This is a genomic window from Serratia sp. G204Y (assembly GCF_051172435.1).
GTDB lineage: Bacteria > Pseudomonadota > Gammaproteobacteria > Enterobacterales > Enterobacteriaceae > Serratia > Serratia sarumanii.
The window spans coordinates 668,467-691,660 of sequence record NZ_JBPIZA010000001.1; the positions used below are offsets into that span (position 1 = coordinate 668,467).

Consider the following 23,194-nt stretch of genomic DNA (forward strand, 5'->3'; position numbering starts at 1 on the left):
GTATCTTCTCATCCGAGATAACCTTTGATATGAGCCGTCGTTTGAGCAACTCTGATATCAGTTGTCGTCTTTCCCTTGGTATTTCTTGATGATGGCTTGCAACGCTTGGCTGTGTACAAGGTCGATGCACTTTGCCATCGTCATCGGCTCCCCAGACATGCTGTCATAGGGCTTTGCCAGAAATTCTTTTGCCAGCGCCCTGACAGCGGTATGCGCTTCCAGAGAATAATCGCCGAATTCCGTGTAACCCCGAGCAGCGGCGGCGGCATCGTTTTTGACTTCTTTTGCTGAGTACCCCTCGGCGATACAAACGCTAAGCGCGTAGTTTTTGAGGTACTCGGCAGGGGAGTAGTCAATTTTTGTCGCTGCATTAGCGTTCAACGTTGCGGCGATGGCCACAGTCAGTAAGATTCTTTTCACTGATTATTTCCGAGGAGGATTTTCATTTATTCTATCCGGATTGTCTTTCACCCAATTATCATTAGGGCGCTGTACATAGTCTTTCGCAAGTTTGTCAAGATCTTTACTATGGTACATATCCATGCACTTCATTAAGTCTAAGCGGCTTTTCCCATCCTTAGCATTGTAATTCTTTTGCAAGTACTGCTTTGTCAGCGCAATGATAGGGGATTCTTCATCACGAATTGCATAGTATGACCACGCATCGATTCCATTCGATGAGGCAATTGCATCTTTGCTGGCTTCTGGTGATGTCTTATAAGCGACTGAAATGCAGTAGGTTAGAGCGATATCTTTATAGTTTTGCAAATAGTTTCTGTATGCTGCCTGCGGTGGCCACTTTTCAATAGGTTCTTCTTGATTTTTCTGTGCTATAGCACAAGTGGCATATAGACAAAAAAAGGAGATAAGGATTTTTTTCATCTTAATACCCAAAAGTTAGCGTAATTTGTTGTATAGCGAGCTTCTGGTTCATTGAAATAACAATGATCATAACAATCGCCGTTCCCATTCCAGAGCGTAGCATGCCCTCCGGCATCGCTCCAACCTGCAATTTCAAACAATATGATCCCCTTCTTTCCTGCTAATTCACCACCACCTGGAGGAGGGAACTTGACTCGAAGGTCGGGTTTGCCCCAGATCTTTGTCAAATAAGCGATAAGATCTTTAACTCTAAAAAAATACCATTGACGATCGGCACCTGATACGGTCTGATCTTTTACATAAGGAATGGGAAAGCCAGATTTATTCAAGATGTAGCTCATGCGTACAGCGCAGGTGTTTTCCCACTTTCCATTAGGCGCAATATTCATGGCTACACGCCCACCGATAATCTCGGCAACATTCTGAGCTGAATATTGCGCGTTATATATTTTAGTGCTTGCAGCCCATGCGGCTGAAAAAATGGGGCGGTTATTATTCATTGTTATTTCCCTATATTAGACCCCCGGCCGTAACCGGGGGGCATACAAATTAAGCTTCGCGGTTTTCCTTGATGTTCCAACCTGCGCTGCTTTCGGCGCCTTTGCCGCCTTTGTCGCTCTGCTCCCAGTATTGCTGTTTCACTTTCGCCGCCTGGAAGGAGTAGGTGACGCCCACGGTGTCTTCGCCGCCTGCGCCGGTGTACTGCACGGCGGTGACCAGCACGTCGTCCAGGGTGATTTTAACGTACTCAACCTGAGTACCGCCCGCCTTGCAGACAGACAACTCAACCTTGGTCAGGTGCTTACCGCTGGAGCAATGCTTCAGCAGCGCCGGGGTTGACTTGTCGACCAGCGCGTTAACGTGCAGATCGTTGAAGCACACTTTACCGGCGCCACCGCCGCCGCCAACGCCCATATTGCCCGGTTGAGAAGCGCCCCAGGAGAAAGAAGTAATGTCGGTCCAGCCTTTGTGATTCGAATCTTTAGATTCGCCGCTGGCACCTTCAACTTTCAGGAACATATCAATAGCCATAGTTTCTTCACTCTTTATTAAGGGTTAACAGTAGTATTAACGTTACGTTGAAAAACTCAGGTAATAGCAGCAGGAATTGCAAGTGTGGTAATGCATTACCAATTTATATCCTTGTGCCATGCACCTTATTAAATACCGAAAACTATCGGTACGGGTTACCGAGCCACTATTAAGTGCTAATGGCTCAATGCTTAATTATTTCGCGTTGTCTGGGTTCAATGTATGTTCTGGTTTTTTTCGATCTGCAAGCATGCAGTTAAACCAAACCTCATGCATTTACTGACAAGCCGATGGAACACTAGCTTAATTCCCAAAACCAGACTTCTTTGCAGTTAAAATAGCAATGGGAATGGCAGGTCAATAGCGAGTTTTCTGGTTCGATCAGATCAATGTGTCCGCCATCATAGTTGGTTATTTTATTGAAGAACACGACGCCTTTTTTATTGCCGATACCCTTCTCTGCATCTGGAGCATTAAAGAAAATTTTGGCTTTGCCAAAACTACTGGAGCGATGTAACTGATCGGCCAGCAGTTTGGCTCCAGGTTCAATAGTTTTACCCTTATAGGCGCCTTTTTTGATTGGCAGGCGGCCTTTGAAGCTGATGCCAGCTTTCAACAGCGCCAGGCTCATGCGGACGGCACAGGTATTGGCATAACCAGGGTTTTGCTTTAGAAGCGTATCAAGCTCATAACCAATCTCGGCGTAAACGGCTTCTGCTGCCAAATATCCCGGGCTAGAGTAATCAGAGGAGTAATGGCTGCTTTTTAGCTGACGATATAATGGTTTCATGCTTTGCCTCCTTTGCAGGGGAAGCGAGTCGCCAGAGCCTCTTCAATCAGGGAGGCTGCCCTTTCGTGCAGGCGCGCAGCGGGAAGTTTATTAAAGAATTCGAACACAAACTCCTGCAGAGTGACGGTTTGTAGCTGGCTGTATTGGCACCAGCTTTTTCCTTCCGTCGCGTCCAGCACGCCCAGCAAATAAATCCGCGCTTTCTCTTTTTCCTGTTTATCTGCACTGCGATAGAAACGGAAAAAGTCGCTGCCTGGCAGATTGACATCATCGGACGTCAAATGCTGTCTCGTTGTCTGCTCTGCGAAAGCTGGCGGCGCGGCGGAGAGCGAACAGACGACTGCCAACAGCGATGCCAGATAAAACCGTTTTGTCTTCATCTTTCTTTCCCTGTGATGAGGTTGATGTATCAGCCAGGCCGCACTATCGCGGCCTGACTTCAGCCCATCAGGACGCGTCGTTTTGCTTCAGCGAAGGCAGCTTCGACACCAGGCGCAGGGAGACGGTCAGGCCTTCCAGCTGGTAGTGCGGGCGCAGGAAGAACTTGGCGCTGTAATAGCCCGGGTTGTCTTCGATCTCTTCCACCTGCACTTCCGCCGCGGCCAGCGGTTTGCGCGACTTGGTTTCCTGCGAGGAGTTGGCCGGATCGCCGTCCACGTAGTTCATGATCCAGTCGTTCAGCCAGCGTTCCATGTCGTCGCGCTCGCGGAAGGAGCCAATTTTGTCGCGCACGATGCACTTCAGGTAATGCGCGAAGCGGCAGCAGGCGAACAGGTACGGCAGGCGCGCGGAAAGCTGGGCGTTGGCGGAGGCGTCGGCATCGTAGTATTCCGCCGGCTTCTGCAGCGACTGCGCGCCGATAAAGGCGGCGAAGTCGGAGTTTTTGCGGTGCACCAGCGGCATAAAGCCGTTTTTGGCCAGCTCGGCTTCGCGGCGATCGCTGATGGCGATCTCAGTCGGGCACTTCATGTCCACGCCGCCGTCGTCGCTCGGGAAGGTGTGGCACGGCAGGTTTTCCACCGCGCCGCCGGATTCCACCCCGCGAATGGCGGTGCACCAGCCGAACTCTTTGAACGAACGGTTGATGTTGGCGGCCATGGCGTAGGCGGCGTTGGTCCAGGTGTAGTTGCCGTGGGTCGCGCCGTCGGTGTCTTCTTCGAAGTCAAACTCGTCCACCGGGTTGGTGCGGATGCCGTACGGCAGGCGCGCCAGGAAGCGCGGCATCACCAGGCCCAGGTAGCGCGCGTCTTCCGACTCGCGCAGGCTGCGCCAGGCGGCGTACTCGGTGTTCTGGAAAATCTTGGTCAGATCGCGCGGGTTGGAGAGCTCCTGCCAGGACTCCATCTGCATCACGCTTGGCGCGGTGCCGGCGATGAACGGGCAGTGCGAGGCGGCGCCGATCTTGGCCATTTCGCCCAGCAGCTCCACGTCCTGCGGGCTGTGATCGAAGTAGTAGTCGCCCACCAGGCAGCCGAACGGTTCGCCGCCGAACTGGCCATACTCTTCTTCGTAGACTTTCTTGAAGATCGGGCTCTGGTCCCAGCCCACGCCTTTATAACGCTTCAGCGTGCGGCCCAGCTCCTGCTTGGAAATGCTCATGAAGCGGATCTTCAGCATCTCGTCGGTTTCGGAGTTGTTGACCAGATAATGCAGGCCGTGCCAGGCGCCTTCCAGCTTCTGGAAGTCGTCGTGGTGAATGATCTGGTTGATCTGCTGCGACAGCTTTTCGTCGATTTCCGCGATCAGCGCCTGGATGGTGCGGTAGGCGTCGGAAGAAACGGTGACGGTGTTTTCCAGCGCCTGCTGCGCCAGGGTTTTCACCGCGTTCTCGACCGCTTCTTTGGCCTGATCGGTCTTCGGCCGGAACTCTTTGTTCAGCAGCGCGCTGAATTCATCGCTGGAAAAAGTCTCGGTGGTCTGCAACGCATTTTGTTGCTGAGGCGAGTTGCTCATCGATTAATCCTCACGCTCGTTGTTTTCGTCGTTAACCGCCGGCTTCGGCGCGTCGGTCAGGGATTGCAGCAGCGCCGGATTTTGCAGGATCTTGGAGATCAGCTCTTCGGCACCGTTCTTGCCGTCCATGTAGGACAGCAGGTTGGAAAGCTGGGTGCGGGCGTCCAGCAGATTGTCCAGCGCGTCGACCTTGCGGGCGATGGCGGCGGGGGAGAAGTCTTCCATGCTTTCGAAGGTCAGATCGATGTTCAGCTTGCCTTCGCCGGTCAGGGTGTTGTCGACCTGATAAGCGACGCGCGGCTTCAGCGATTTCATGCGCTCGTCGAAGTTGTCGACGTCGATCTCCATGAACTTGCGCTCTTCCACGCTGGCTTGCGGATCGACCGCTTTCCCCACCAGATCCGCCATCACGCCCATCACGAACGGCAGCTGGATTTTGCGCTCTGCGCCATAAATTTCGACATCGTATTCAATCTGTACGCGCGGCGCGCGGTTGCGGGCGATGAATTTCTGCCCGCTGCGGGATTTCGAGTTTGACATGATTTACTCCATCTAATGGCGATTGGGAACGCGCCTCGTCCGGCTGGGAGAGTCAGGTTCTGATTCGGGTCTGCGCAGGGGCAGACGGTATCGGATGCGTCAAGAGAACAAAGGTCGGTGGCTAGCTGTTCTCCTCGTTGTCGGGGCGACCGAGAATGGTCTCCAGTTGGTTAAGCCCATCGGGCGCCAAATCGCGGACGATTTGCATAAAGTCCAGCGTAATCAACCGCTGGACCCGATCGATCATCAGCGGCGCCGGGTGGCTCGGCTCATGAAGACGAAAATAGTTTTTCACCTTGTCCAGCATCAGCTGGGCGTCGTCGCGCGACTGGATCTGCGCGCTGCGCCAGTTGAGCGGGGCGGTGGCGCTCTGCACGGCGGCGGGTGGCTGCACGGCGGCGGCTTCCGGCGGGGCGTCGGGTTCGGCGGCGGCCGGGGCCTCGCTCTGGCCGGCGAGCGCCACCAGCGAAAAGACCTTGGTGAGCGCGCTCATTTCCGGCAGTGCGCTTTCTCCCAGATGGCGGGTCACTTCACCGCGAATGGCGCTCAGGGTGTTGGCGATGCGCGCCACCAGGGCGCCTTCGGGGCGATCCTGTTGCGCCAGTTCATCCTGCAGCCGTGCGCGGCCGCCGGGAAAGTTGGGGCACTCCTGCTTGCTGCCGTCGAGCAGGGCGCCGGCATCGCGCAGCGAGATTTCACCGGCGGTGCTTTTCAGCAGCGGCGCGGCGCGCACGCTGGCGGCCAGCGCGGCTTTGTCGCCAAGGTCGGCCAGCGCGTTGATGCGAAACAACGGGTCGGCCTCGCCGTCGAACTCCAGCGGCGGCTGCAGGGCGTCCCAGTAACGGGCCATCGACTGGTGGATCAGCGTCAGCCCGTCGGCGTAGCCCGGCAACCCGCGCAACTGGGTCCAGGCGCGGGTGAGATACAGCATGACGCGCAGGTCTTTGGTGCGCGCCAGCAGCGAGGTCGCTAGGCGTTCGACCTGCACCCAATCCGGCGCTTCTTCCGGGATGATGGTGCTGCCGAACTGTTGTTCGGCCTTGCCGGTGGCGGCTTGTTCCATCGCCAGAAAGTCGGCGTCGTATTCCAGGTTGTCGCCGCAGGGATTGTCCGCGTCGACCGGTGCCAGCAGGGTATCGGTGTCGATAGCCATAAAATTTCCTTCAACGAGCGATGTTAATCAAACATTTGCGGGTACTGGCCGCCGCGGCCGGGGCGCGCCCAGCCGTTGGGCTCGAACAGCAGTGAAAACAGCTGCACGGTGAGGTTGCCGCTGTGCACGTGGGTGTAGAGCGGGTGTCCGTCGGCCTGATTGGTCCACCAGAAACTGGTGTACTGCGCCGGGTCGAAACAGTCGGCGGCCTGTTGCCAGCCGAGGCCCGGCACGTCCGGATGCTGGAAACCGATAATCGACAATATCTCGGAATCCGCTTCCGCCGGCGGGCTGGGCAGCGCCGGGATCGCCTGCAACGTGCGGTCGATCTGCTCGGCGGAGAAACCGTTGCGCACGCCGTTCAGCAGGGTATAACCGAGCTGTTGGTACCAGCTCGCCGCCATGTTCAGCTGTTGCGGCCGCCAATCCTGTTGGCTGAACAGGCGCAGCGCGCAGATCGGGTAGCGTCGCCCGACGCGATCGCGCGCCGGCAACAGGCAACCCATCTGCACGTACGGGCTGCCGAGCGTGGCGGGGATCACGAAGTTCCACACCGGTGCGTTGCTGAACGGGTGGCCGTTCGGCCCCTGCGCATCGCGCTGCAAATTCACCAGCCCGTTATGGAACCAGTGGGCCCAGTTGTTGACCACCGGATCGGGCAGGCGGCGTTGCAGGAAGTCGCCGGCGGAAGGGAGTTTGCCGTACCAGCCGATGCTCGTCGGGGCGCTTGAATCAGTGCTCATGGTCATGTCCTTTCGGGGCTACGGGCACGAGAAGGCCGGCAGTTGGAACGGATTGCGAATGCTGTTGGGCGTGAACTCCAGCGTGACGCGGTGGCCGTCAAGATTGAAGGTCGCCTGGCGGCCGAGGCCGCCGGTGCCCGAAGACTGCGCCATATCCACCAGGCGGTTCAGCGCCCACGGCCCGCTGGTCACCAGGCTGGCGGTGGTGCCGTTGGCCAGCGCCAGCTGCAGATGCACCTGGTTGGTATTGCGGGTGCCCGGCCAGCTGACCACCAGCGGCACCTGCGGGCCGTGGCTGTATTTGAACAGCTGCCCGTCTATATCCAGCGTCAGGTTGAGAATGTTGTTATCCATCCGCACCGGCCGCACGGTCACGCGGTACGAGGGCGTCGCGGTGCCGTTGGCGAAAAAGGCGTCGCGGATGCGCTGCGCCTGTTGGAACGACCGCAGGATGCCCTCGCCGCCGGGCAGCGTCTTGCCGTCCACGCCGGGGGTAAAGCGCCAGTTGGCGCGGGTGGTGTCGACCTTGCCCTGCAGGTTGTCGCGGAAGAAGCTGTCCATCAGCCCGCTGTTCGGCGCGAACATGCGCGCCAGATCGTCCGGCGTCACTTCCTGGCGCGCCCGTGCCACCAGCGGATAACGGCCGGCGATCGCCTGGCGGCAGAAACTGCCGACCTCGAAGCTGATGCGCTTTTTCACGTTCTCCATCTCTTTGCGCTGGGTGTCGCTGCTGGCGCCGATCGCCAGCGACAGCAGCATCTGTTTGAACGGCACCGGCAAGCGGCCGGATTCGGCCTGCAGACGCGGGATGATGTCGCTCGGTGGCGCCGACATGCCGCTGTTGGCCGCGCCCTGAACCGCCGTCAGATAGCTGTACAGCTCATCGACCTGCTTGAGCACGCTGTCGAAAGGGATCGCCTTATTGCCTTCGCCCTGGCTTTGCGCCAGCTCCAACAGCGGCGCGAAGTGCGCCATCACCAGCTGTTCCGGCTGGGCGGATACGTCGCCGTCGGCGTTGGCCGGCCGGTTGGTGAACAGCGCTTCCAGCGTGCGGTTGGCGTTTTGATTCAGTCTGTCTTCGGTTTTGGCCAGCAGCGAGCGGGAGTCGGCGTCGCTTTTCTCGTCGCGCAGGGTGACGTTTTTGCTGACGTTGACCAGCAGGTTACGCATCGGCGACGGGTTGCCGGACAACAGGCGCGCGCTGCTGATGCGCTGGGTCAGGTTGCCGATGTTGGCCAGTTGGATATCCCCCAGCAGCTCATCCCAGGCGCTGATGAAGTCCTGCATGTACAGCTGGCGGATGGTTTTGGTCAAATCAGCGCTCTTCTGCTCCGGCGTCTGGCTGTTCAACACCCAGACGTCTTCCTTGCGCAGGGTGTCGGTCACCGGATCGATGTTGTCGTTGAACGCTTTCCAATACCCCTGCGAGGTAAACAGGCCCGGCACGCCGTCGGTCACCGGTTTGCCGCTTTTGCGGCTGAACGCCAGCTCGGTCTGCGGGCCGGCCAAATCGACCAGGCTGACCGGCTTGATGTCGGTCTGCTTCAGCAGCAGGCGCTTGAGGCGGCCGTAGACGCGCTGCGACAGCGGCGCCCGGTTGATGGCGGCCTGCGCCTGCGCCACCAGCGGGTCGTCTTTGGCGTAAGGCGAGGCCTGGATCTGCGCATCCAGCAGCTGGCCCAAATGCCATTCGATCTGCTGCAGCTGTTTCTGGGTGCTGCCCTGCGGCAGGTTGCGCTGCAGGTTGAGCATCACCCAGGCGCGCAGGAATTTGCCGTCGTACTGCTTCGGCAGATACAGCATCTGGTAGGCCTTCAGCGCTTCGTAGCTGAAGTCCGCATCGCCGTGGTTGTCGTTGCGCAGCGTGGTGGCGATCTGTTGCGCCACCTGCGGCAGCAGCAGCTCTTTCAGCGCTTTTTGGTACAGCGCATTGCCGGCGTCGCTCACCTGATCGCCGCGGAACAGCCCCATGCGGTAGGTGAACGGCGGATCGTCCAGCGAAAAGTTTTGGCTGTCCGGCAGGTGCAGCAGGCTGTTGAGGAACGGCAGCAGCGAGAACATGTCGCCGTTGCCCAACTGCGTCAGGTTTTGCCCCTGGCGCTCGACGCCGGGCACCTTGGCGGCCACTTCCGCCAGATAGGCCTTGTTGTTGCCGTAGCTGGTGAACCAGAGCATCGCCAGCACCGCCAGGATCACCGCCAGCGCGATGTAACCCACCCAGTGCAGGGCGCGGTTGCGGTATTCCCACCAGCGGTTGCTGCCCGCCAGCCCGGATTCCTGGAAAACCACCGATTCCAACGTCTCTTTCAGGAAGAAGCTTTGGCCCTTGGCCGCCGGGATTGGCGCTTCCTGGCCCACGCTGTCCCAGGCCGCGTTGGCCTGCGCCCCTGAGTTTGCCGTCGGCAGCTGCAGATAGCGGTTCAGTTCGCCCATCACCCGGTCGAACGGCAGGCCTTCCTGGGTGCCGCTGGTGAAATAGATGCCGCGCGGGGTAAAGCGGGTTTCAAAACTGGAGGTGGCGAACACCTGTTCCAGATACTGGCCGAGCAGCGGGCGCAGCGCGGCGAACTCCTGCGGGAACAGGTAGCTTTCGGCGCGCTGGCGCGCGTCGTGCTCCATCAGCAGCGTATCAGGCAGCGCCGCGTCCAGCCGCTGTTGCAGCAGGGCGTATTGCTGTTCGAAAGCGGCATTCAGGTTGAAGTCCGGCTGCCGCGAGCGCTCGTAAGGGAAGGTGAACCCCCAGATCTGGTCGCGCTGTGCTTTGTCGAAGCTGCCGAAGTAAGCCATAAAGCCGTTGAGCAGGTCGGTTTTGGTGACCAGCACATAGACCGGGAAATGAATGCCCAGCTGTTCGTGCAGTTCGATCAGGCGTTTGCGCAGCGCGCTGGCCTGGGCGGCGCGCGCTTCGGCGCTGTCGCTCAGCAGATCGGCGACGCTGATGGTCACCATCACGCCGTTGATCGGCTGACGGGTGCGGTATTTTTTCAGCAGCGCGACGAAGCTTTGCCACTCGCCGGCGTCTTCTTCGCGCTGGCTTTCCTGCGTGGTGTAGCGGCCGGCGGTGTCGAGCAGCACGGCGTCGTTGGTAAACCACCAGTCGCAGTTGCGGGTGCCGCCCACGCCGCGCAGCGCGGATTTGCCGAAGCGATCCGCCAGCGGGAAGTGCAGGCCGGAGTTGACCAGCGCGGTGGTCTTGCCGGCGCCGGGCGCGCCGATGATCACATACCACGGCAGCTGGTACAGGTACTGGCGGCTAAAGTGGGTCATCCAGCGGTGTTTGCCGTCGCCCTGGCCCGGTGTGAAGCGCGCCTTTTTCAGCAGCTGCGCCGCTTCGTCGAAGCGCTGCGCCAACTGATCGTCTTGTTTGACCTCGGGCTTGCCGTCTTCCGCCGGCACCGCTTCGGCGGCGCGCAGGTTGCTCAGCAGGCGGCTGTTGAACCAGGCGCTGTAGAGGCGCGGGATCAGTCGGCACAGGAACCAGATCAGGTAGATAACGCCGATGGCGATCTGGCGGTTGAGTTCCGGCTCCAGCGGGCGATAGTCGCCGATGGCCACCAGCGGGCCGATCATCCAGATGATGAACGCCAGCGCGGTAATGCCGACAAAGCCCCACAGCAGGCGGCTGGTGATGATGGAGAATAACGTACTGAGCATTACTTTCCGGTTCCTTGCGGCAAGCCGTTGATTTCCGCCTGGGTATTTTCCGGGGCGACCAACAGCGTAATTTCTACCCGGCGGTTCAACGCGCGGTTCACTTTGTTATCGTTCGGCGCGACGGGGTTGCTTTCGCCGCGGCCCTCGGCCTTGACACGCTGCGGGTTGGCGAGGTGCTTTTGCAACCGGGCGCTGACCGCTTCGGCGCGCGCCAGCGACAGCTCCCAGTTGGAGGCGAAACGGGCGCTGCGGATCGGCACGTTGTCGCTGTAGCCGGTGACCAGGATTTTGCCGCTGACGCCGTTCATGGCGGCGGCGATGCGGTCGATAACCGGAATATAGTTGGCGCGCACCGTGGTGGCGGCGGAGTCGAACAGCCCGTCGCCTTTGAGGATTACCACGCTTTGCTGCGCTTCGTCGCGCACCACCACCAGCCCTTCGGCGATCTCTTTGCGCAGGAAGCTTTTCAGGCTCAGCGTCGGCGGTGCGGCCGGCGCCGGGTTACCGATCGCCACCTGCGGCAGATTGGTTTGGTAAATCGCCGCCAGCACCGGGCTGGTGTTGTCGCCCAGCCGCCAGTTGAGGGCGATGAACAGCAGCGAAGCCAGGAAGCCGGTCAGCGCCACGCAGGCCCACAGCGGCACCAGCGGGCGCCACAGTTTCTGCTGTACCGGCAGATCCAGCGCATGGGGCGACAGCGGCGGGGCATAGCCGCCGCGCACCGACCGGATCAGCTGCAGCAGGCGCTGCTTCATGGTTTCCAGCTGCGAGCGGCCGTTTTCCATCACCCGGTAGCGGCCTTCAAAGCCCAGCAGCAGGCAATAATTGATCAGCTCCAGCAGGTTGATGTGCTCGCGCGGGCTTTGCGACAGCTTGGCCAGCAGCTGGAAGAATTTCTCGCCGCCCCAGGTTTCGTTATGGAAGGTCACCAGCAGCCCGCTGCCGGACCACACGCTGTTGCTGCCCCACGGGGTCAGCGCCGCCGCTTCATCCAGCGCGGTACACAGGCAATAACGCGCGCCGATGATCACCTCGTACGGCAGGTTGGCGCGTTGGCCGCGGATCTCGAAGCGGCGCATTTCGTCGATCAGCTGTTGGCGCAGCTGCGCCGGGTTGGCGTGCGTGGCCGACTGGCGGATCTGCGAAATGGCGTTCAGCAGCGGGTTGGCGGCGTCCACCAGCGGGTTGGCCGCCGGCGCCATGCTATTTTCCTGAGTCATAGGTTACCGGTCCGTATGGCTGCGAATCGCCCAAAATTCCATGTCCAGCCCCGGGAATTCGCCCGCCAGGTGCAGGGCGAAGGCGCTGGATTTTTCCATCTGTTTCCACAGGTCGCCGCCTTTTTCCAGCTCGAAGTAGGTGTAGCCTGCGTGATAGGGGATCTGGCGCGGCGCGGCGGGCATGGTGCGCAAACCGATGCCCGGCAGCTGCAGCTGCACCAAATCGCGGATGCGCGTGACCGGGGCGATCTTCATCTGCGCCGGGAAATGGGTCAGCAACACCTCGGCGGCCACGTCGGCGCGCACCGCCAGCACGAAGCCGAAGTCGCGCATCATTTTGGCGTCCTGCACGGTGGCGACGTTCAGCCCGTGGGAGCGTTCGACCAGCGTCAGCTGAATGGCGTTGTCTTCCAGCACCACCGACAGCCCCTGGCGCAGCAACAGCATCAGCTTGCCGAAGCACAGCGCCAGGTTGTCGTGGTCATACACCGGCAGACGGCCTTCCGGGGTACGCTGCGCCGAGAAGCTGGCGAGCTCGGTGGCGAACTGCAGCCAATCGGCGAACAGGCGCTCCGGGTGCAGATGGTCGAGGTGGTAGGCGTGGCTCACCTGGCCGAGGTGGCGGTTGATCAGCTGCAGCAGCATGAAATCGACCATTTCGGAACTGCCGCCGCGGCCCGGCTGCAGCAGGCGCTGGCTCATCTGCTGGCTGCGCTGTTGCAGCAGGCCCTGCAGATCGTTGATGAAGGTTTTCAGTACCGGGTTGCCCTGGCAGTTCAGCATCGGTGGGATCTGCGCGGTATCGAGGCGCAGGCTGTTGTCGCCGCGTTTTTCCAGCACGCGGGTCACGCCGAGCGCCGTCCATTCGGCGTTGAGCTCGCTCTCCAGCATCAGCCGCAGGCGCAGGCGGCCAAACTGCAGCGCCGCGCTGCCCACCGAGACGGCGTTGAGATCGTCGACTTCGTTCTCGTAAGCCAGATAGCGCGCCAGCGCCTCCGGGCTTTCCTGAAAGATCACGTCTTCACGCCCCGCGCGGTAGGTCGGCAGGGCCAGCACCACGTTTTCGCCGGTCTTGTTTTCGGCGATGGTCAGCGGCGCGGGCGCCTGCTGGGCGCCGGCGAAGCGAAACGGCGTGCCGTCCGGCATGATGCCGCTGGCGGCGTTGAGGGCAATCTTGCCCTGGCGCAGCAGCGTTTGGTCCAGATCCAGGGTGAGGAAACCCCAGAAACAGCCGCTGTGGGCCTGGCCCCAGTTGCGCATATAGCCTTCGAGATAGTTTTCCGCCTGCTGGAAATGGTGGGGGCGCAAAAACATCCCCTCCGTCCAGACAACCTTATGAGCATCTTTCATCATCACACCTATAGTTACTTCGCTTCAGCGCAGCGGTAGGTCAGTCGACCTTTTTTACGGGGCGCAGGCCACTCACGCCCGCGACGATATGCGCTTCCAGCTCATCCGGCGAGAATTGCCATACCTTGTAGAAATTGGTTTCGGTGGGTTCCGGCAGCGGCAGTGAAAGGCGCCAGGTTTTGCCGTCCAGATTTTGATATTCGGCGATCACGCCGATGTAGCGCGCATCCAACGCGCTTTGCCCACCGAGTTTTTTGCCGGTCTGGCCCGGCGTCAGGAAGAACTGATCGCTGTCCAGCAGGCTGTTGCCGAGCACGCTTTTGGCGTCGTTTTGCAGACTGAAGAAGTCGGCATCCATGAATTCCGCATCCGAACGCAGCAGCAGCACGCGAATTTTTATCGGCGCCGGTTGCGCGCCGGCGGCGGCGTTGACCTGGCGATCGGCATCGAACACCAGGCTGTAACGCGACGGCACGCTTTTGGCGGAAGACATGCAGCCGCCGAGCGCCAACGCGCCCAGCAGCAAAAACAGCATCCCGCACCAGCGGGAAGCGATAGGGGTCGTCATCATGGGAATCTCGTCGCCCGCAGGCGTGCTGACTACTGGAGGATCCAGGTGGCTGAGCCGGCGTTTTTACACGCCTTGCTGTCGCCGCCGACTTTGACGCAGTCCTGTTTGGCGGCGCGCGCGCGGCGCGGCAGATCTTTGCGCAGCGTCGATTTGTAGCGCGCTTCCGGTACGCCGGCGTTGGCCTGGATGTAACCCACCAGGTCGCCGCCCCGGATGGCGGAGATCGCCAGCCAGTTGTTTTCCACTTCGCCCAGCGCGTAGAACGCGGCGGCGTTGTCCAGGCTGCCGACGGCGGTGCCGGTATAATTCGGGCTGCTCATGATGCTGGCGGCGTACAGGCTGCGGTACTCCTCACCGATCGGCTTGAACTGTTTCGGCGCGCTCACCGCGGCGCGGTGCTTTAGCGTGACGCCGTTGACCTCACTGCTGACGATGGCGTCGTTATTGAGCGCCGGCGGCGGTGGCGGCGGCGTGGAACAACCGGCAAGCGTCAGGGCGGTCAGCAGCGTCAGGGTAATCCGTGTTTTCACAATGTCCTCTTCTTGTTTAATGGCTGTGTAATAGGGCGCCGTCATCAGGGCGCAAGCAGCAACACTTTTAATTGGCTCGGCACGATGCGCATGCCGAGCGCGTTGGTGGAATTTTGCAGGCTGAGGCTGGTCAGCCGGGTGGCCGGGGTGCCTTTGAGCAGCACGGTAAAGGCGCCGGTCAGGTGGCGGGACGGCCCCATCACCGTCCCGGAGGCGACGCCGGTGGCCACGCCGGGGTTGTCGCCGTTGGTCAGCGGCGTCACCGTCGCCATGTTGTGCGCCGGGGTGCCGACGAACAGAATGTTGAACGCGTTCGGGATGGCGGTCGGTGCCAGGGCGATATCCGGGTAGGGCACGGGTACCGGCGCCGGGCTTGGCGTCAGACAGACGTCGGGAAACGCCAGGTCCACGCCGATCATTTGGCTGTTGGCAAACATAAAAGGCCTCCGCAGGTTATCCGACGTGGATTTGTTCCGAATCCAGCTTGGTGATGTCTTTTGAAGTAATGAGCGTGTTGCGGGCATGAATGCGGGCGTAATCTTCCGCCTGGTAATCCAGCTGCCCGGCGCGCACGTGCTCGGTCTGGCGCACTTTGCGGAACAGCGAATGGCTGATCTGGCTGACCGAATGCCACAGCGACTCGCAGCGTTTGCCGACCAGGCGGCTGATGCTGACGAAGGCCGACAGCTCTTCGCCGCTGTATTTCATCTTGTCGACCTGGCAGTCGCCGCTGTTCGCCTGCAGCGTCATGGCGTCGCCGCTCAGTTTCAGCGCCTGCGCGCCGTGCAGCGACAGCGAGCCGCTCGGCGTTTCAATGTGCAGATCGCCTGCAACGCTCAGCCGCGCCGCGCTTTGCGGTTCCGCGCGCTCAAGGACGGCGATCGCCCACAGCTGGTGGCCGCAGCCGGCGACCAGCACGTTATCGCCGAGGGCCGGCGTCAGCAGGCAGCTCGCCGCCCGGCGGCAATGCCAGCCGCGGCCTTCGCACTCCACCACCAGACTGCCGTCCGGCAACAGGTTGACGACCTGGCCGGCGGCCTGCTGGGGCGGTGCGATGTTGACGGCGCGGGTTGTGTTGGCAACGCTCATGGTGATCCCCTCGTGAAGTGGTCAATGCATTCAGATTCGGCTCTGGCGCTGTGCGCTCCAGATTTCGGCGGCGTACAGCTCTTCGTCGCGCTCGAGAATTCCGCTGCGATCGCCCCAGCGCGTTTGCTGCTGATGGGCGCGGTGCATGCGGGTGCGCATAAAGCGCGCGCGGCGGAAATCGGCGGCGCCGATGTCGGCATAACAAAAGTCGGCGTAGGTCAGGTCGCTGTCGCTGAAATCACAGCGCGCCGCGCGGCTGTGCTGGAATACGCATTGATACAGGCGCGCCTGGTTGAAGTTGGCGGCGTCCAACGTCGCTTCGCTGAAGATCGCCTGATCGAACTGCCCGCCGCGGCACTGCGCGTGGGTCAGGTTGGCTTCCAGCCACAGTGACTGCTGCGCCTGCACGCCCGCCAGGTTGGCGCGCCGCAGCGAAGCGCCCTTGAAGTTGCTTTGACGCAGCGTCGCCTGGCTGAAATCGATGTCGTCCAGTTGGTTATCGGTAAACTGGCAGGCGATCAGGCGCTGCCCGGCGTAACTTTTGCCGCGGTGGTCACATTCGAAAAACGTGACGCGGTCGAAATCTGCCCCTTCAAACCTTGTGTCACGGAGATTTAATCGGAAGAACGTGACAAGAGATAACCGCGCCTGATTCAACGCAGCGCCGTCGAGCGGGCTTTCGTAAAAGGTGGTGCGATCGTGCTGAGTGGCGGAAAAATTCGCGCCGGCCAATTGGCATGACATCCAGTGGCTTTGGTTGAGCGCCAGCCGGCTGAAGTCGCCCTGTTCAAGCCGGCAATCGTTGAACATCGTCAGTTCGATATGGCTCTCGCTGAAGCGGCCGCCCGACATGGCGCACTGGTTGAAGGCCGTTTGCTTCAGGTTCGCCCGTGCAAATTGCGCCTGTTCGAGCCGGCAATTGCTGAAGACGCTGTCGCGCAGATCGCAATCGGAGAAGTTCACGCCGTTCAGGTTCAGTTCGTTGAACATGCCGCCGGCCAAATCCATACCGGCGAATGACAGGCCGTGCAAATCCTCACCGGCAATCAGCTCGCCGCGTTTCACGCGCTGGCGTATTTGCTCTGGCTTTGAGGTCATACTTCCTTCCCGTTGTGGCGAGGCAATGTTTTCACCCTGGCGGTATAGGCGCCCTCGAGCCGGGTCGCCTGATCCACTTGCGACTGCGACAGGTCGGCCCGGAACAGATTGGCGCCCTGCAGGTCGGCGCCTGACAGCACGCATTTTTGCAGGATCGCCGCAATGAAATTGGCGTCGCGCAGGTTGGCACGAGACAGATCGCTGCGAATGAACAGGCTGCCGCTGCCGTTGGCCTGACGGAAATCGGCGTCGTTCAACCTGCTTTCCGACAGGTCGCAATTATTGAGACGTGCACGGCTGAAATTGGCCCGCTGCAACGGCATCTGGCGTAAATTGCACTGGTTTAGCGTCGCGTCGCTGAAATCCGCCTGCGGCAGCAGCGTCTTTGCCGCGAAGGCGCAGGCCGTGAGGCGTGCGGCGCGGAAGCTGAGGCTTTGCGTCTCGGTATCAACCCAGGCGCAGCTTTCCAGCCGCGCCCGATCGAAGTTCACCGCCTGCAAGCGGCATTTGACGAAGCTGACTTTTTCGAGCCGGGCGTGGCTGAATGTCAGCTGCTCCAGTTGCAGCTCCATCAGCGTAATGTTGGCCAGCGTGGCGCGGCTGAAATCACACTGCCCGAGCAAGGTTTCGTATCCCAGCAAATCGCGTAATGAGGCCATCGTGAAATCGCAGCGTTGAAACAACGTTTGCTGAATGTTGGTTTCGTGCAGCTGCGCGCCGCCGAAATCCGTCGCTTCGCATTTCGCCAGGGCCAAAGAGGCGTGGCTCAGATCGGCCTGCTGCAAGACGGCACCGCTGAGATCGGCGCGCGCCAGCATCGCCTCGCGAAGGTCACAACCCACCAGTTGGGTTTGGCGCAGATTGGCGTTTTCCAGCAAAGCGCCGCGCAAGTTAGCCTGGCAGAGATCCATGCCGGACAGATCGGCGCCGGTGAGATCAAGACCGCTGAGATCCTTATCACGCAGCATGGCGGCGGTGACGCGTTGGCGAATGATTTGCGCCAGATCGCCGCTTAAACGCAGCGCAGGGCTTTGCGCCTGTGCCGACATTAAATACATTTGGTGCAGCGCACGCTCGCTTTCCCCCAGCTGTTTTTCGCTGAACGCATCGGGATGCCGGCGCGCCTCCTGGAACAGCAGATCGCGCTGCTGCTGGTAGCTTTCCGCACCGGATGGCGGCACGTGATCCCCACCGGGATTGCGCGGATCGATACCCTCGGCTTGCGCCAGCTTGAGCATGTCCTGATACTGCGCCTCGGCCTGGCTTTCCAGACGCTCGACGAATTCGGCAAGCTCGTCCAGCTTCGGCGGCGCGTCTTGCGACGGCAGCGGGAACAGTTCATCGATGTCCTGGCCTTCACGCAGCAGGCGCTGGCGGTGCTCTTCGCGCTGCCGGTGCTCGTAGGCGGCGATATTTTCCGCCATCGGGCTTTGCTGCGTCGGCGTTTCCGTATCCAGCCAGGCGCCGATGCACGCTTCCGGCAACAACTCTTGCTCACGAAACGCGTGCAGAGCCCCCCGTTCCTTATCCAGCCGCTGGGTCAACACCTGCCGATAATGCGCGGTGGAGCGGGGCTCGCCTTCGATTTCCAAAGCCGGCATCAGCTGCATTACGTCGGCGGCATCGTCTTCATTGATGCGTGTGCTGCCCTGATAAATCAGCAGCATCTGTTCCAGATGCGGGAAGAACCAGACGGTGGTGTGGCGCATCGCGATTTCTTCGAAATGCGTTTCGTCGCCGCGCAGCCGGTTGATGAAACAGCGTGTGCGCCACGGCGGCAAATGACCTTGCTGCACCGGTTCTGAAGGGTGCATGTTCCAAATTCGATAGGCGGCGCGGGGCGGCAAGCTGTCGCGTTGAGGAAACTGCTGATCGCTTTCCGCCATGTTGAACAGGCGCCAGTCGATATCGTTGGCGAAGCCGGGAAAGCCGTTTTTCAACCAGTCGGCGTCGTAGTTTTTACCGATGCGGGAGAAGCGGCGCGGCCAGGTGAGATCCAACGCGTCAAAGCTTGCCGGTTGCGCGCTTTGCCGAGGAGACGCGAGGCGCCCCTGCAGCGGTTCAATATTGGGTAGGCGATGGATGCGGCCCTGCGGAAATGTTTCTGGAGTGGCGCCGATGCCGTGCGGATTATCGGCGAACTGGGTGCCGCCGTAAGCCCGGCGCCAGTCCAGACGCATTTCTGCAAAAGGGAGGGGAGTGGAGGGACGATCGTTGATCCAATGGCGATCGCCGAAAACCACCAGCGTTTTTTCCAGCGAATCCAGCTGGATCTTTACGGCGCAAGCGGTTTTGTCTTGTTGATGGTGGGTGTAGGCGTTACCGGTGGCGAGAAACTCCGCGCAGGCTTTGGGGATAGCCAAATCGAGCACGCCGCCGCTCAGCGTGAGTTCTTCGGCGGCCAACTGCCACAGCTCCGGTTCGGGGCGCAGGCGCGGGGAAGCCCCCATATCGGCCAAGGCCAAAACGGAAACGCCCAGATGGTTTTGCCCTTGCCAAGAGAAGGGGCGATGAAGCGCGCTGAGGCGCAGAGGTTTTACGACTTTCATTGTGTGTGTAAAGCTTCCTGTGGATATCAGCTGGCAGCCAGGCTGCTGCTCAAAAACAATCCGTTTTTCGGTTTAATAGATATCAGGCTATGTCACAACAGATGAAGAAAACGATGCGGCGTTCAGCGCCGATCGTTAATGCGGGGAGGGCCCCGCTTCGAAAGGGATGATCAAGAGGACAGTGCGCCGTCCTTCCCGTTTATTCCGCGAGCCAACAGCACGGCGGCGACGGACAATGCCGCAGCGATCGCCTTGGCGATAAATTGGCCGGCGCTCTCCAGGTGATAGGGGGCAAAAAATTCGACGTCGGCGGTGCCCAGAATCAGCAGCGCGGCGAGCGCCGCAAAACAGGGCAGCTCTATCGCCAGCGCCAGTCTGCCGGTGGGCGCCGCACCCAGGTAACCCATCAAAAAGCCGGGCAAAATCAGGAACCCGATCAATTCTGCGGGGGCATTCACCGCAGACATCACCTGCTGGTTGTATTTCAGCAGCGCCAGCATCAGCGCGACAAAGATCAGCAACCGCGCAGGCAACGCGGCCGCTCGGCTGGCCGACAAAAAGATTTTGCCGATCGCGGCGAGCAAGACGCAGCCAACCAGGATGCCAAAGAAGGTAAACAGGATTTGTCCCCAGAGGCTGTCCTGCGTCGAAAAGGCAATGAACGCGCCCATCGTGACACTTCCTTATGCAAGGTGAGTTAGCGAACCGATGAACGATAAGCCGTTGGCAGAGCGTTGCAATCGGATAGCGTGATTGAAAGGAGCCTTTTCGCTTAAAGCCGGGAAAGCTCTTCGATCACCGCTTTTTTGGGGTTCTTGGGGTCGTACTTGATCGCGGTGAAATGGCCCGGCTGATAACGCGGCAGATCCACGACGCTGATCGGGCCTTTCGCCACGGCCGTATGGTTTTTTCCGTCTTGGGCGATGTATTTGACTTCGACTTCGCAGACCGGCCGATTCCCGTCCCACAGGTTGGTCTGGCGAATGCTGACGATTTGCCCGGAGGCGGAAATACCGTTCTCCATCACGCTGAGGGAAGAACCGATATGTTTGAAATAACCCCAGATATCGACCGTGATGAATTTGAAAAAACCCACCAGGCTGAGGATAGGAGCCAATAAAATCAACCCGATAACGGTGAGAACATTTTTGGCCTTCGACATGGGAGTCCCTTTATAAAAAGATCGCCAGCGCCTTGGTGCTCAACCGTAAGGCGCCGTTGGTCACCAGCGCGCCAAGCTGAGTGAACGTCATTGGATCGTTACTGAGCTTGAAATTGGTTTTGCTGATCGCCAGCGGATTGTGCGAGATATCCAGCATCGTGTGTTTCAGGCTGGCTCCTGTCAACGCAAGATTGGAGCCGTAGAAGGCGAAGTTGGCCCCGGTCGCCACCCATTTCCAACCGTGGCAGTTATCTTTCCAGCTCGGTGTCTGCACCGACACGCCGTCTGCGCTGGTGATGTTGATCGTTTTCGCTTTGATGGTCAGCGTACCGGTGATCGTCGTGCTCTGATCGTTTTTGTAGGTCTCGGTGACATTCCCGGTGACGGTAGCGGTTTGGCCGCCGCCTTTAACCGTCAATTCCTGCCCGCCGGCGGTGATGGTGGTGTGCTGCCCGCCGGAGGTGATGTTGACCGTTTGCCCTTGCTTGATGGTGCTGGTTTGTTGCCCTTCGGTAATGTCGAGGGTCTGATTGCCCTTCACCGTGACGTGTTGGGTCTGCGTAATGTTTTGCGTCTGTGCGCCGTCAAGCTTGAAGGACTGATTGCCGGTGATGTCGATTTTATCGCCGCCGTCGATAATCGTCAGGTCGCGGCCGCCTTTGATGTTCACCGTCTGGTGGGCGTTCAGGTTGGCGGTTTCCAGCCCATCGACGGTGGTGGTGCGTTTCGCTTTGTACAGGAACGTGGCGTCGCCGGTGACGGTGTCGTCCTGCTTGCGGCCGATGGTGGTGGTGCGGCTGCCGTCAATATTGACGTTCTTGTCGTTTTCCACCGTCATGTTCATGTTGCGTTCGGCGTGCATGTCGAAAGATTCGTTGCCGGGCGAGTCTTCCAGGAACAGGAAGCTGGCGTTGTCGGCGCCGCCGCCTTTGCTGCGGCTCATAAAGCCCATTTTGGTGGCGTCGCCGGGCAGATCCCACGGCGGCATGCTGTCTTCGTTGTAAACGCGGCCGGTGATGATAGGGCGATCCGGATCGCCGTTGATAAAGTCGACCACCACTTCTTCGCCCACGCGCGGGATCTGGATCCCGCCGTATTTCCAGCCGGCCCAGGCGCTGGAGACGCGCACCCAGCAGGAACTGGTTTCATTGCCGCTGCCGTGGCGATCCCAACGGAATTTGAGTTTCACCCGGCCATATTTATCGGTCCAGATGCTTTCGCCTTCCGGCCCCACCACTTCGGCAGTTTGCGGGCCGTGGGTTTTCGGCCAGGGCGTGATGCGCGCCGGGCGCCAATTGATGTCCGCCGGAACGACCTGAAATTCGGTACGCTGCTCGCCGACGTCGTTATCATTGCTTGCGTAGCTGTTTTCCTGCATGAAGTAATGCGCGCTGACCACCAGGTAGGCGCGGTTGTCCTCCATACGCGGCGCCTGGATCAGTTGAAAACGGTAGCCGGGCGCAATGCCCTGCGAACTGCCTTCGCCGCTCATCTGCTCGTGCTGCGCTTCGAACTCCTGCTGGCGAACCTTGACGTAAAACTGGCCGTGGGCGTGATCGGTATAACGCCCGGGCCAGTCGAACACCTCGGCTTTGTCCTGAGCGAACGAGGCGGGATTCTGCCGCGCCTCCAGCAACCGCGCGCGCGGCTTGCGAAAATCGTAGTCATCCAGGCTATACAGGCTGGGCGTGATGGCGTCCGAAACGCTCCAGCTGTTGATGCTGTCTTTGTTTTCCACCAGGCCGCCTTCCGCGAGCTGATAGGGAATGCTGGCGTAGCCGGCGAGTTCCTGATGCGCCGACGGCGCGTCAGCCAGCACCAGCGTATGGCCGTCTTGCTGGTGCGTGAAATAGTAATAGATGCCTTCGTGCTCCATCAGGCGACTGATGAAATCGAAATCGCTCTCCTGGTACTGCACGCAGTACCCCCAGATGCGGTAGTCGTAACTCAGGCGATTATCGATTTTCACCTGATACTGCCCCAGCACCTGGGCCAGGATGTCGGGAACGGTCTTTTCCTGGTAGATGCGAAAATCGCGGTTTTGCGTCAGATACCACAGCGTGGGGCGCAGCACGGCGCGGTAGATATAGTAACGGTTGCCGCCGGCTTCCCGTCCGGAGAGGGTCATACGCGTGATATTGCCGTTGAGATAGCGCGGCGCCAGCGGATTGCCCCGCAGCTCCAACGTGATTTTTTGTCCCAGCAGCGCTTTCAGATCGAGCCGATTGTCGGGGCTGAGCAGCTCGACGTCGAACTCGAACAATCCGGCCAGTTTTTCCTCACCGGAAAGGCTTTTGAACAACAGCTGATGGGAGGGCAAAGGCGTGTGCGCAATGATAAGGCGATCCATACTATTCCCCGCTTTAGGCATAGCTACCGCACGAGAATTGACGCGCGATCCCGATGGCGTATCTGTCACGAATGGAGACAGGAACTGACGAAAGATTTAACAAAGTTTACACAAAGGCACGATTTGTGCAGTCTACAATAGAGCTCTGCATTTGCAAAATAGCCTTGTGGATCAATGCTCAATTCGTTAACTTGCTCACGATCTTGGTTTTAATCATCTAAAACATATACATGCGAGCAGATCATTTTTTATCTCAAATTATTGGATAATTGGTAATACCAAAAAATAAATCTGTAACACTTAAGTCAACGTGCTTATAAAACAACTCTTTTTTTACGTAAAAAAAGTCACTGACTGTTTTTTATCCTTACCATTTGCCACTTAAAGATGATCAAATATATAAATTTTCCGAATGTTAATTCGGATGATTCCTATTTGGTGGGCGTGGGAAGCCCCCTCTGCAGGCCGTTGGTCGAGGGGTTGAACGGTTGATAATGCAGCAATTATTAATGTGGACAGGGAGCGAAG

22 protein-coding genes are annotated in these 23,194 nt (G+C 59.5%); all 22 read right to left on the reverse strand.

Annotation, left to right across the window (positions count from 1 at the left end):
• Nucleotides 1-57: 57 nt before the first annotated feature.
• Nucleotides 58-405 (reverse strand): T6SS amidase immunity protein Tai4 family protein, encoded by a 348-nt coding sequence (locus tag ACSBQQ_RS03285; protein WP_196239299.1) that lies wholly within the window; start codon nucleotides 403-405, stop codon nucleotides 58-60.
• Between the two features lie 18 nt (nucleotides 406-423).
• Nucleotides 424-882 (reverse strand): T6SS amidase immunity protein Tai4 family protein, encoded by a 459-nt coding sequence (locus ACSBQQ_RS03290; protein ID WP_033653617.1) that lies wholly within the window; start codon nucleotides 880-882, stop codon nucleotides 424-426.
• Nucleotides 879-1,382 (reverse strand): type VI secretion system amidase effector protein Tae4, encoded by a 504-nt coding sequence (locus tag ACSBQQ_RS03295; RefSeq protein ID WP_071883819.1) that lies wholly within the window; start codon nucleotides 1,380-1,382, stop codon nucleotides 879-881. Before ACSBQQ_RS03295 ends, ACSBQQ_RS03290 begins: the two co-directional genes overlap by 4 nt.
• A 49-nt stretch (nucleotides 1,383-1,431) precedes the next feature.
• Entirely contained in the window at nucleotides 1,432-1,914 is a 483-nt protein-coding gene (locus tag ACSBQQ_RS03300) for an Hcp family type VI secretion system effector (RefSeq protein ID WP_004961372.1), read from the reverse strand.
• A 298-nt stretch (nucleotides 1,915-2,212) separates the two neighbouring features.
• Nucleotides 2,213-2,704, reverse strand: a complete 492-nt coding sequence (locus ACSBQQ_RS03305) for a T6SS effector amidase Tae4 family protein (RefSeq protein WP_025159845.1) — start codon at nucleotides 2,702-2,704, stop codon at nucleotides 2,213-2,215.
• Complete coding sequence (locus ACSBQQ_RS03310; protein WP_049194641.1) at nucleotides 2,701-3,084, reverse strand: Rap1a/Tai family immunity protein; 384 nt, start codon at nucleotides 3,082-3,084, stop codon at nucleotides 2,701-2,703. The genes ACSBQQ_RS03305 and ACSBQQ_RS03310 overlap by 4 nt, the downstream gene beginning before the upstream one ends.
• Before the next feature lie 67 nt (nucleotides 3,085-3,151).
• On the reverse strand, nucleotides 3,152-4,657 hold the full coding sequence (gene tssC, locus ACSBQQ_RS03315; protein ID WP_016927259.1) for a type VI secretion system contractile sheath large subunit: 1,506 nt from the start codon (nucleotides 4,655-4,657) through the stop codon (nucleotides 3,152-3,154).
• 3 nt (nucleotides 4,658-4,660) lie between these two features.
• The gene (gene tssB, locus ACSBQQ_RS03320; RefSeq protein WP_033635026.1) at nucleotides 4,661-5,197 is read right to left on the reverse strand and encodes a type VI secretion system contractile sheath small subunit; all 537 of its coding nucleotides are present in this window, start codon (nucleotides 5,195-5,197) and stop codon (nucleotides 4,661-4,663) included.
• Between the two features lie 121 nt (nucleotides 5,198-5,318).
• A complete protein-coding gene (gene tssA, locus ACSBQQ_RS03325) occupies nucleotides 5,319-6,350 on the reverse strand; it encodes a type VI secretion system protein TssA (protein ID WP_060427888.1) in 1,032 nt (343 codons plus the stop codon).
• A gap of 23 nt (nucleotides 6,351-6,373) precedes the next feature.
• Nucleotides 6,374-7,093, reverse strand: a complete 720-nt coding sequence (gene tagF / locus ACSBQQ_RS03330; RefSeq protein WP_033647808.1) for a type VI secretion system-associated protein TagF — start codon at nucleotides 7,091-7,093, stop codon at nucleotides 6,374-6,376.
• Between the two features lie 18 nt (nucleotides 7,094-7,111).
• Nucleotides 7,112-10,747: a type VI secretion system membrane subunit TssM gene (gene tssM / locus ACSBQQ_RS03335; protein WP_060427890.1), complete on the reverse strand. Its 3,636-nt coding sequence runs from the start codon at nucleotides 10,745-10,747 to the stop codon at nucleotides 7,112-7,114.
• The gene (locus tag ACSBQQ_RS03340; protein WP_049272050.1) at nucleotides 10,747-11,949 is read right to left on the reverse strand and encodes a DotU family type VI secretion system protein; all 1,203 of its coding nucleotides are present in this window, start codon (nucleotides 11,947-11,949) and stop codon (nucleotides 10,747-10,749) included. Before ACSBQQ_RS03340 ends, tssM begins: the two co-directional genes overlap by 1 nt.
• A 21-nt stretch (nucleotides 11,950-11,970) precedes the next feature.
• The gene (tssK, locus tag ACSBQQ_RS03345; RefSeq protein WP_033638522.1) at nucleotides 11,971-13,317 is read right to left on the reverse strand and encodes a type VI secretion system baseplate subunit TssK; all 1,347 of its coding nucleotides are present in this window, start codon (nucleotides 13,315-13,317) and stop codon (nucleotides 11,971-11,973) included.
• Nucleotides 13,318-13,357: 40 nt separating this feature from the next.
• A complete protein-coding gene (tssJ, locus tag ACSBQQ_RS03350) occupies nucleotides 13,358-13,888 on the reverse strand; it encodes a type VI secretion system lipoprotein TssJ (RefSeq protein WP_048321733.1) in 531 nt (176 codons plus the stop codon).
• A gap of 29 nt (nucleotides 13,889-13,917) precedes the next feature.
• Nucleotides 13,918-14,418 (reverse strand): type VI secretion system accessory protein TagV, encoded by a 501-nt coding sequence (gene tagV, locus ACSBQQ_RS03355; protein ID WP_033648134.1) that lies wholly within the window; start codon nucleotides 14,416-14,418, stop codon nucleotides 13,918-13,920.
• A gap of 44 nt (nucleotides 14,419-14,462) precedes the next feature.
• Nucleotides 14,463-14,855: a DUF4150 domain-containing protein gene (locus ACSBQQ_RS03360; protein WP_004934933.1), complete on the reverse strand. Its 393-nt coding sequence runs from the start codon at nucleotides 14,853-14,855 to the stop codon at nucleotides 14,463-14,465.
• A 16-nt stretch (nucleotides 14,856-14,871) separates the two neighbouring features.
• Nucleotides 14,872-15,507 (reverse strand): DUF3540 domain-containing protein, encoded by a 636-nt coding sequence (locus tag ACSBQQ_RS03365; RefSeq protein WP_033653621.1) that lies wholly within the window; start codon nucleotides 15,505-15,507, stop codon nucleotides 14,872-14,874.
• Between the two features lie 30 nt (nucleotides 15,508-15,537).
• On the reverse strand, nucleotides 15,538-16,605 hold the full coding sequence (locus ACSBQQ_RS03370) for a pentapeptide repeat-containing protein (RefSeq protein WP_060427892.1): 1,068 nt from the start codon (nucleotides 16,603-16,605) through the stop codon (nucleotides 15,538-15,540).
• Nucleotides 16,602-19,154, reverse strand: coding sequence for a DUF2169 family type VI secretion system accessory protein (locus ACSBQQ_RS03375; RefSeq protein WP_033647803.1), 2,553 nt, complete (start codon nucleotides 19,152-19,154; stop codon nucleotides 16,602-16,604). The genes ACSBQQ_RS03370 and ACSBQQ_RS03375 overlap by 4 nt, the downstream gene beginning before the upstream one ends.
• 170 nt (nucleotides 19,155-19,324) lie before the next feature.
• On the reverse strand, nucleotides 19,325-19,825 hold the full coding sequence (locus ACSBQQ_RS03380; protein ID WP_033647802.1) for a hypothetical protein: 501 nt from the start codon (nucleotides 19,823-19,825) through the stop codon (nucleotides 19,325-19,327).
• A gap of 101 nt (nucleotides 19,826-19,926) precedes the next feature.
• On the reverse strand, nucleotides 19,927-20,316 hold the full coding sequence (locus ACSBQQ_RS03385; protein ID WP_033647801.1) for a DUF3592 domain-containing protein: 390 nt from the start codon (nucleotides 20,314-20,316) through the stop codon (nucleotides 19,927-19,929).
• Between the two features lie 10 nt (nucleotides 20,317-20,326).
• Nucleotides 20,327-22,666 (reverse strand): type VI secretion system Vgr family protein, encoded by a 2,340-nt coding sequence (locus ACSBQQ_RS03390; RefSeq protein ID WP_060387926.1) that lies wholly within the window; start codon nucleotides 22,664-22,666, stop codon nucleotides 20,327-20,329.
• Nucleotides 22,667-23,194: the final 528 nt, after the last annotated feature.

What these genes read in the sequence shown, in the direction of transcription:
- ACSBQQ_RS03310 (WP_049194641.1), bottom strand. Translation starts at nt 3,084, where the DNA reads ATGAAGACAAAACGGTTTTATCTGGCATCGCTGTTGGCAGTCGTCTGT.
- tagF (WP_033647808.1), bottom strand. Translation starts at nt 7,093, where the DNA reads ATGAGCACTGATTCAAGCGCCCCGACGAGCATCGGCTGGTACGGCAAA.
- tssB (WP_033635026.1), bottom strand. Translation starts at nt 5,197, where the DNA reads ATGTCAAACTCGAAATCCCGCAGCGGGCAGAAATTCATCGCCCGCAAC.
- ACSBQQ_RS03305 (WP_025159845.1), bottom strand. Translation starts at nt 2,704, where the DNA reads ATGAAACCATTATATCGTCAGCTAAAAAGCAGCCATTACTCCTCTGAT.
- tssC (WP_016927259.1), bottom strand. Translation starts at nt 4,657, where the DNA reads ATGAGCAACTCGCCTCAGCAACAAAATGCGTTGCAGACCACCGAGACT.
- ACSBQQ_RS03390 (WP_060387926.1), bottom strand. Translation starts at nt 22,666, where the DNA reads ATGGATCGCCTTATCATTGCGCACACGCCTTTGCCCTCCCATCAGCTG.
- ACSBQQ_RS03295 (WP_071883819.1), bottom strand. Translation starts at nt 1,382, where the DNA reads ATGAATAATAACCGCCCCATTTTTTCAGCCGCATGGGCTGCAAGCACT.
- ACSBQQ_RS03290 (WP_033653617.1), bottom strand. Translation starts at nt 882, where the DNA reads ATGAAAAAAATCCTTATCTCCTTTTTTTGTCTATATGCCACTTGTGCT.
- ACSBQQ_RS03365 (WP_033653621.1), bottom strand. Translation starts at nt 15,507, where the DNA reads ATGAGCGTTGCCAACACAACCCGCGCCGTCAACATCGCACCGCCCCAG.
- ACSBQQ_RS03340 (WP_049272050.1), bottom strand. Translation starts at nt 11,949, where the DNA reads ATGGCGCCGGCGGCCAACCCGCTGGTGGACGCCGCCAACCCGCTGCTG.
- ACSBQQ_RS03380 (WP_033647802.1), bottom strand. Translation starts at nt 19,825, where the DNA reads ATGGGCGCGTTCATTGCCTTTTCGACGCAGGACAGCCTCTGGGGACAA.
- ACSBQQ_RS03360 (WP_004934933.1), bottom strand. Translation starts at nt 14,855, where the DNA reads ATGTTTGCCAACAGCCAAATGATCGGCGTGGACCTGGCGTTTCCCGAC.
- tssK (WP_033638522.1), bottom strand. Translation starts at nt 13,317, where the DNA reads ATGAAAGATGCTCATAAGGTTGTCTGGACGGAGGGGATGTTTTTGCGC.
- ACSBQQ_RS03375 (WP_033647803.1), bottom strand. Translation starts at nt 19,154, where the DNA reads ATGAAAGTCGTAAAACCTCTGCGCCTCAGCGCGCTTCATCGCCCCTTC.
- tssM (WP_060427890.1), bottom strand. Translation starts at nt 10,747, where the DNA reads ATGCTCAGTACGTTATTCTCCATCATCACCAGCCGCCTGCTGTGGGGC.
- ACSBQQ_RS03385 (WP_033647801.1), bottom strand. Translation starts at nt 20,316, where the DNA reads ATGTCGAAGGCCAAAAATGTTCTCACCGTTATCGGGTTGATTTTATTG.
- tssJ (WP_048321733.1), bottom strand. Translation starts at nt 13,888, where the DNA reads ATGATGACGACCCCTATCGCTTCCCGCTGGTGCGGGATGCTGTTTTTG.
- ACSBQQ_RS03370 (WP_060427892.1), bottom strand. Translation starts at nt 16,605, where the DNA reads ATGACCTCAAAGCCAGAGCAAATACGCCAGCGCGTGAAACGCGGCGAG.
- tssA (WP_060427888.1), bottom strand. Translation starts at nt 6,350, where the DNA reads ATGGCTATCGACACCGATACCCTGCTGGCACCGGTCGACGCGGACAAT.
- ACSBQQ_RS03300 (WP_004961372.1), bottom strand. Translation starts at nt 1,914, where the DNA reads ATGGCTATTGATATGTTCCTGAAAGTTGAAGGTGCCAGCGGCGAATCT.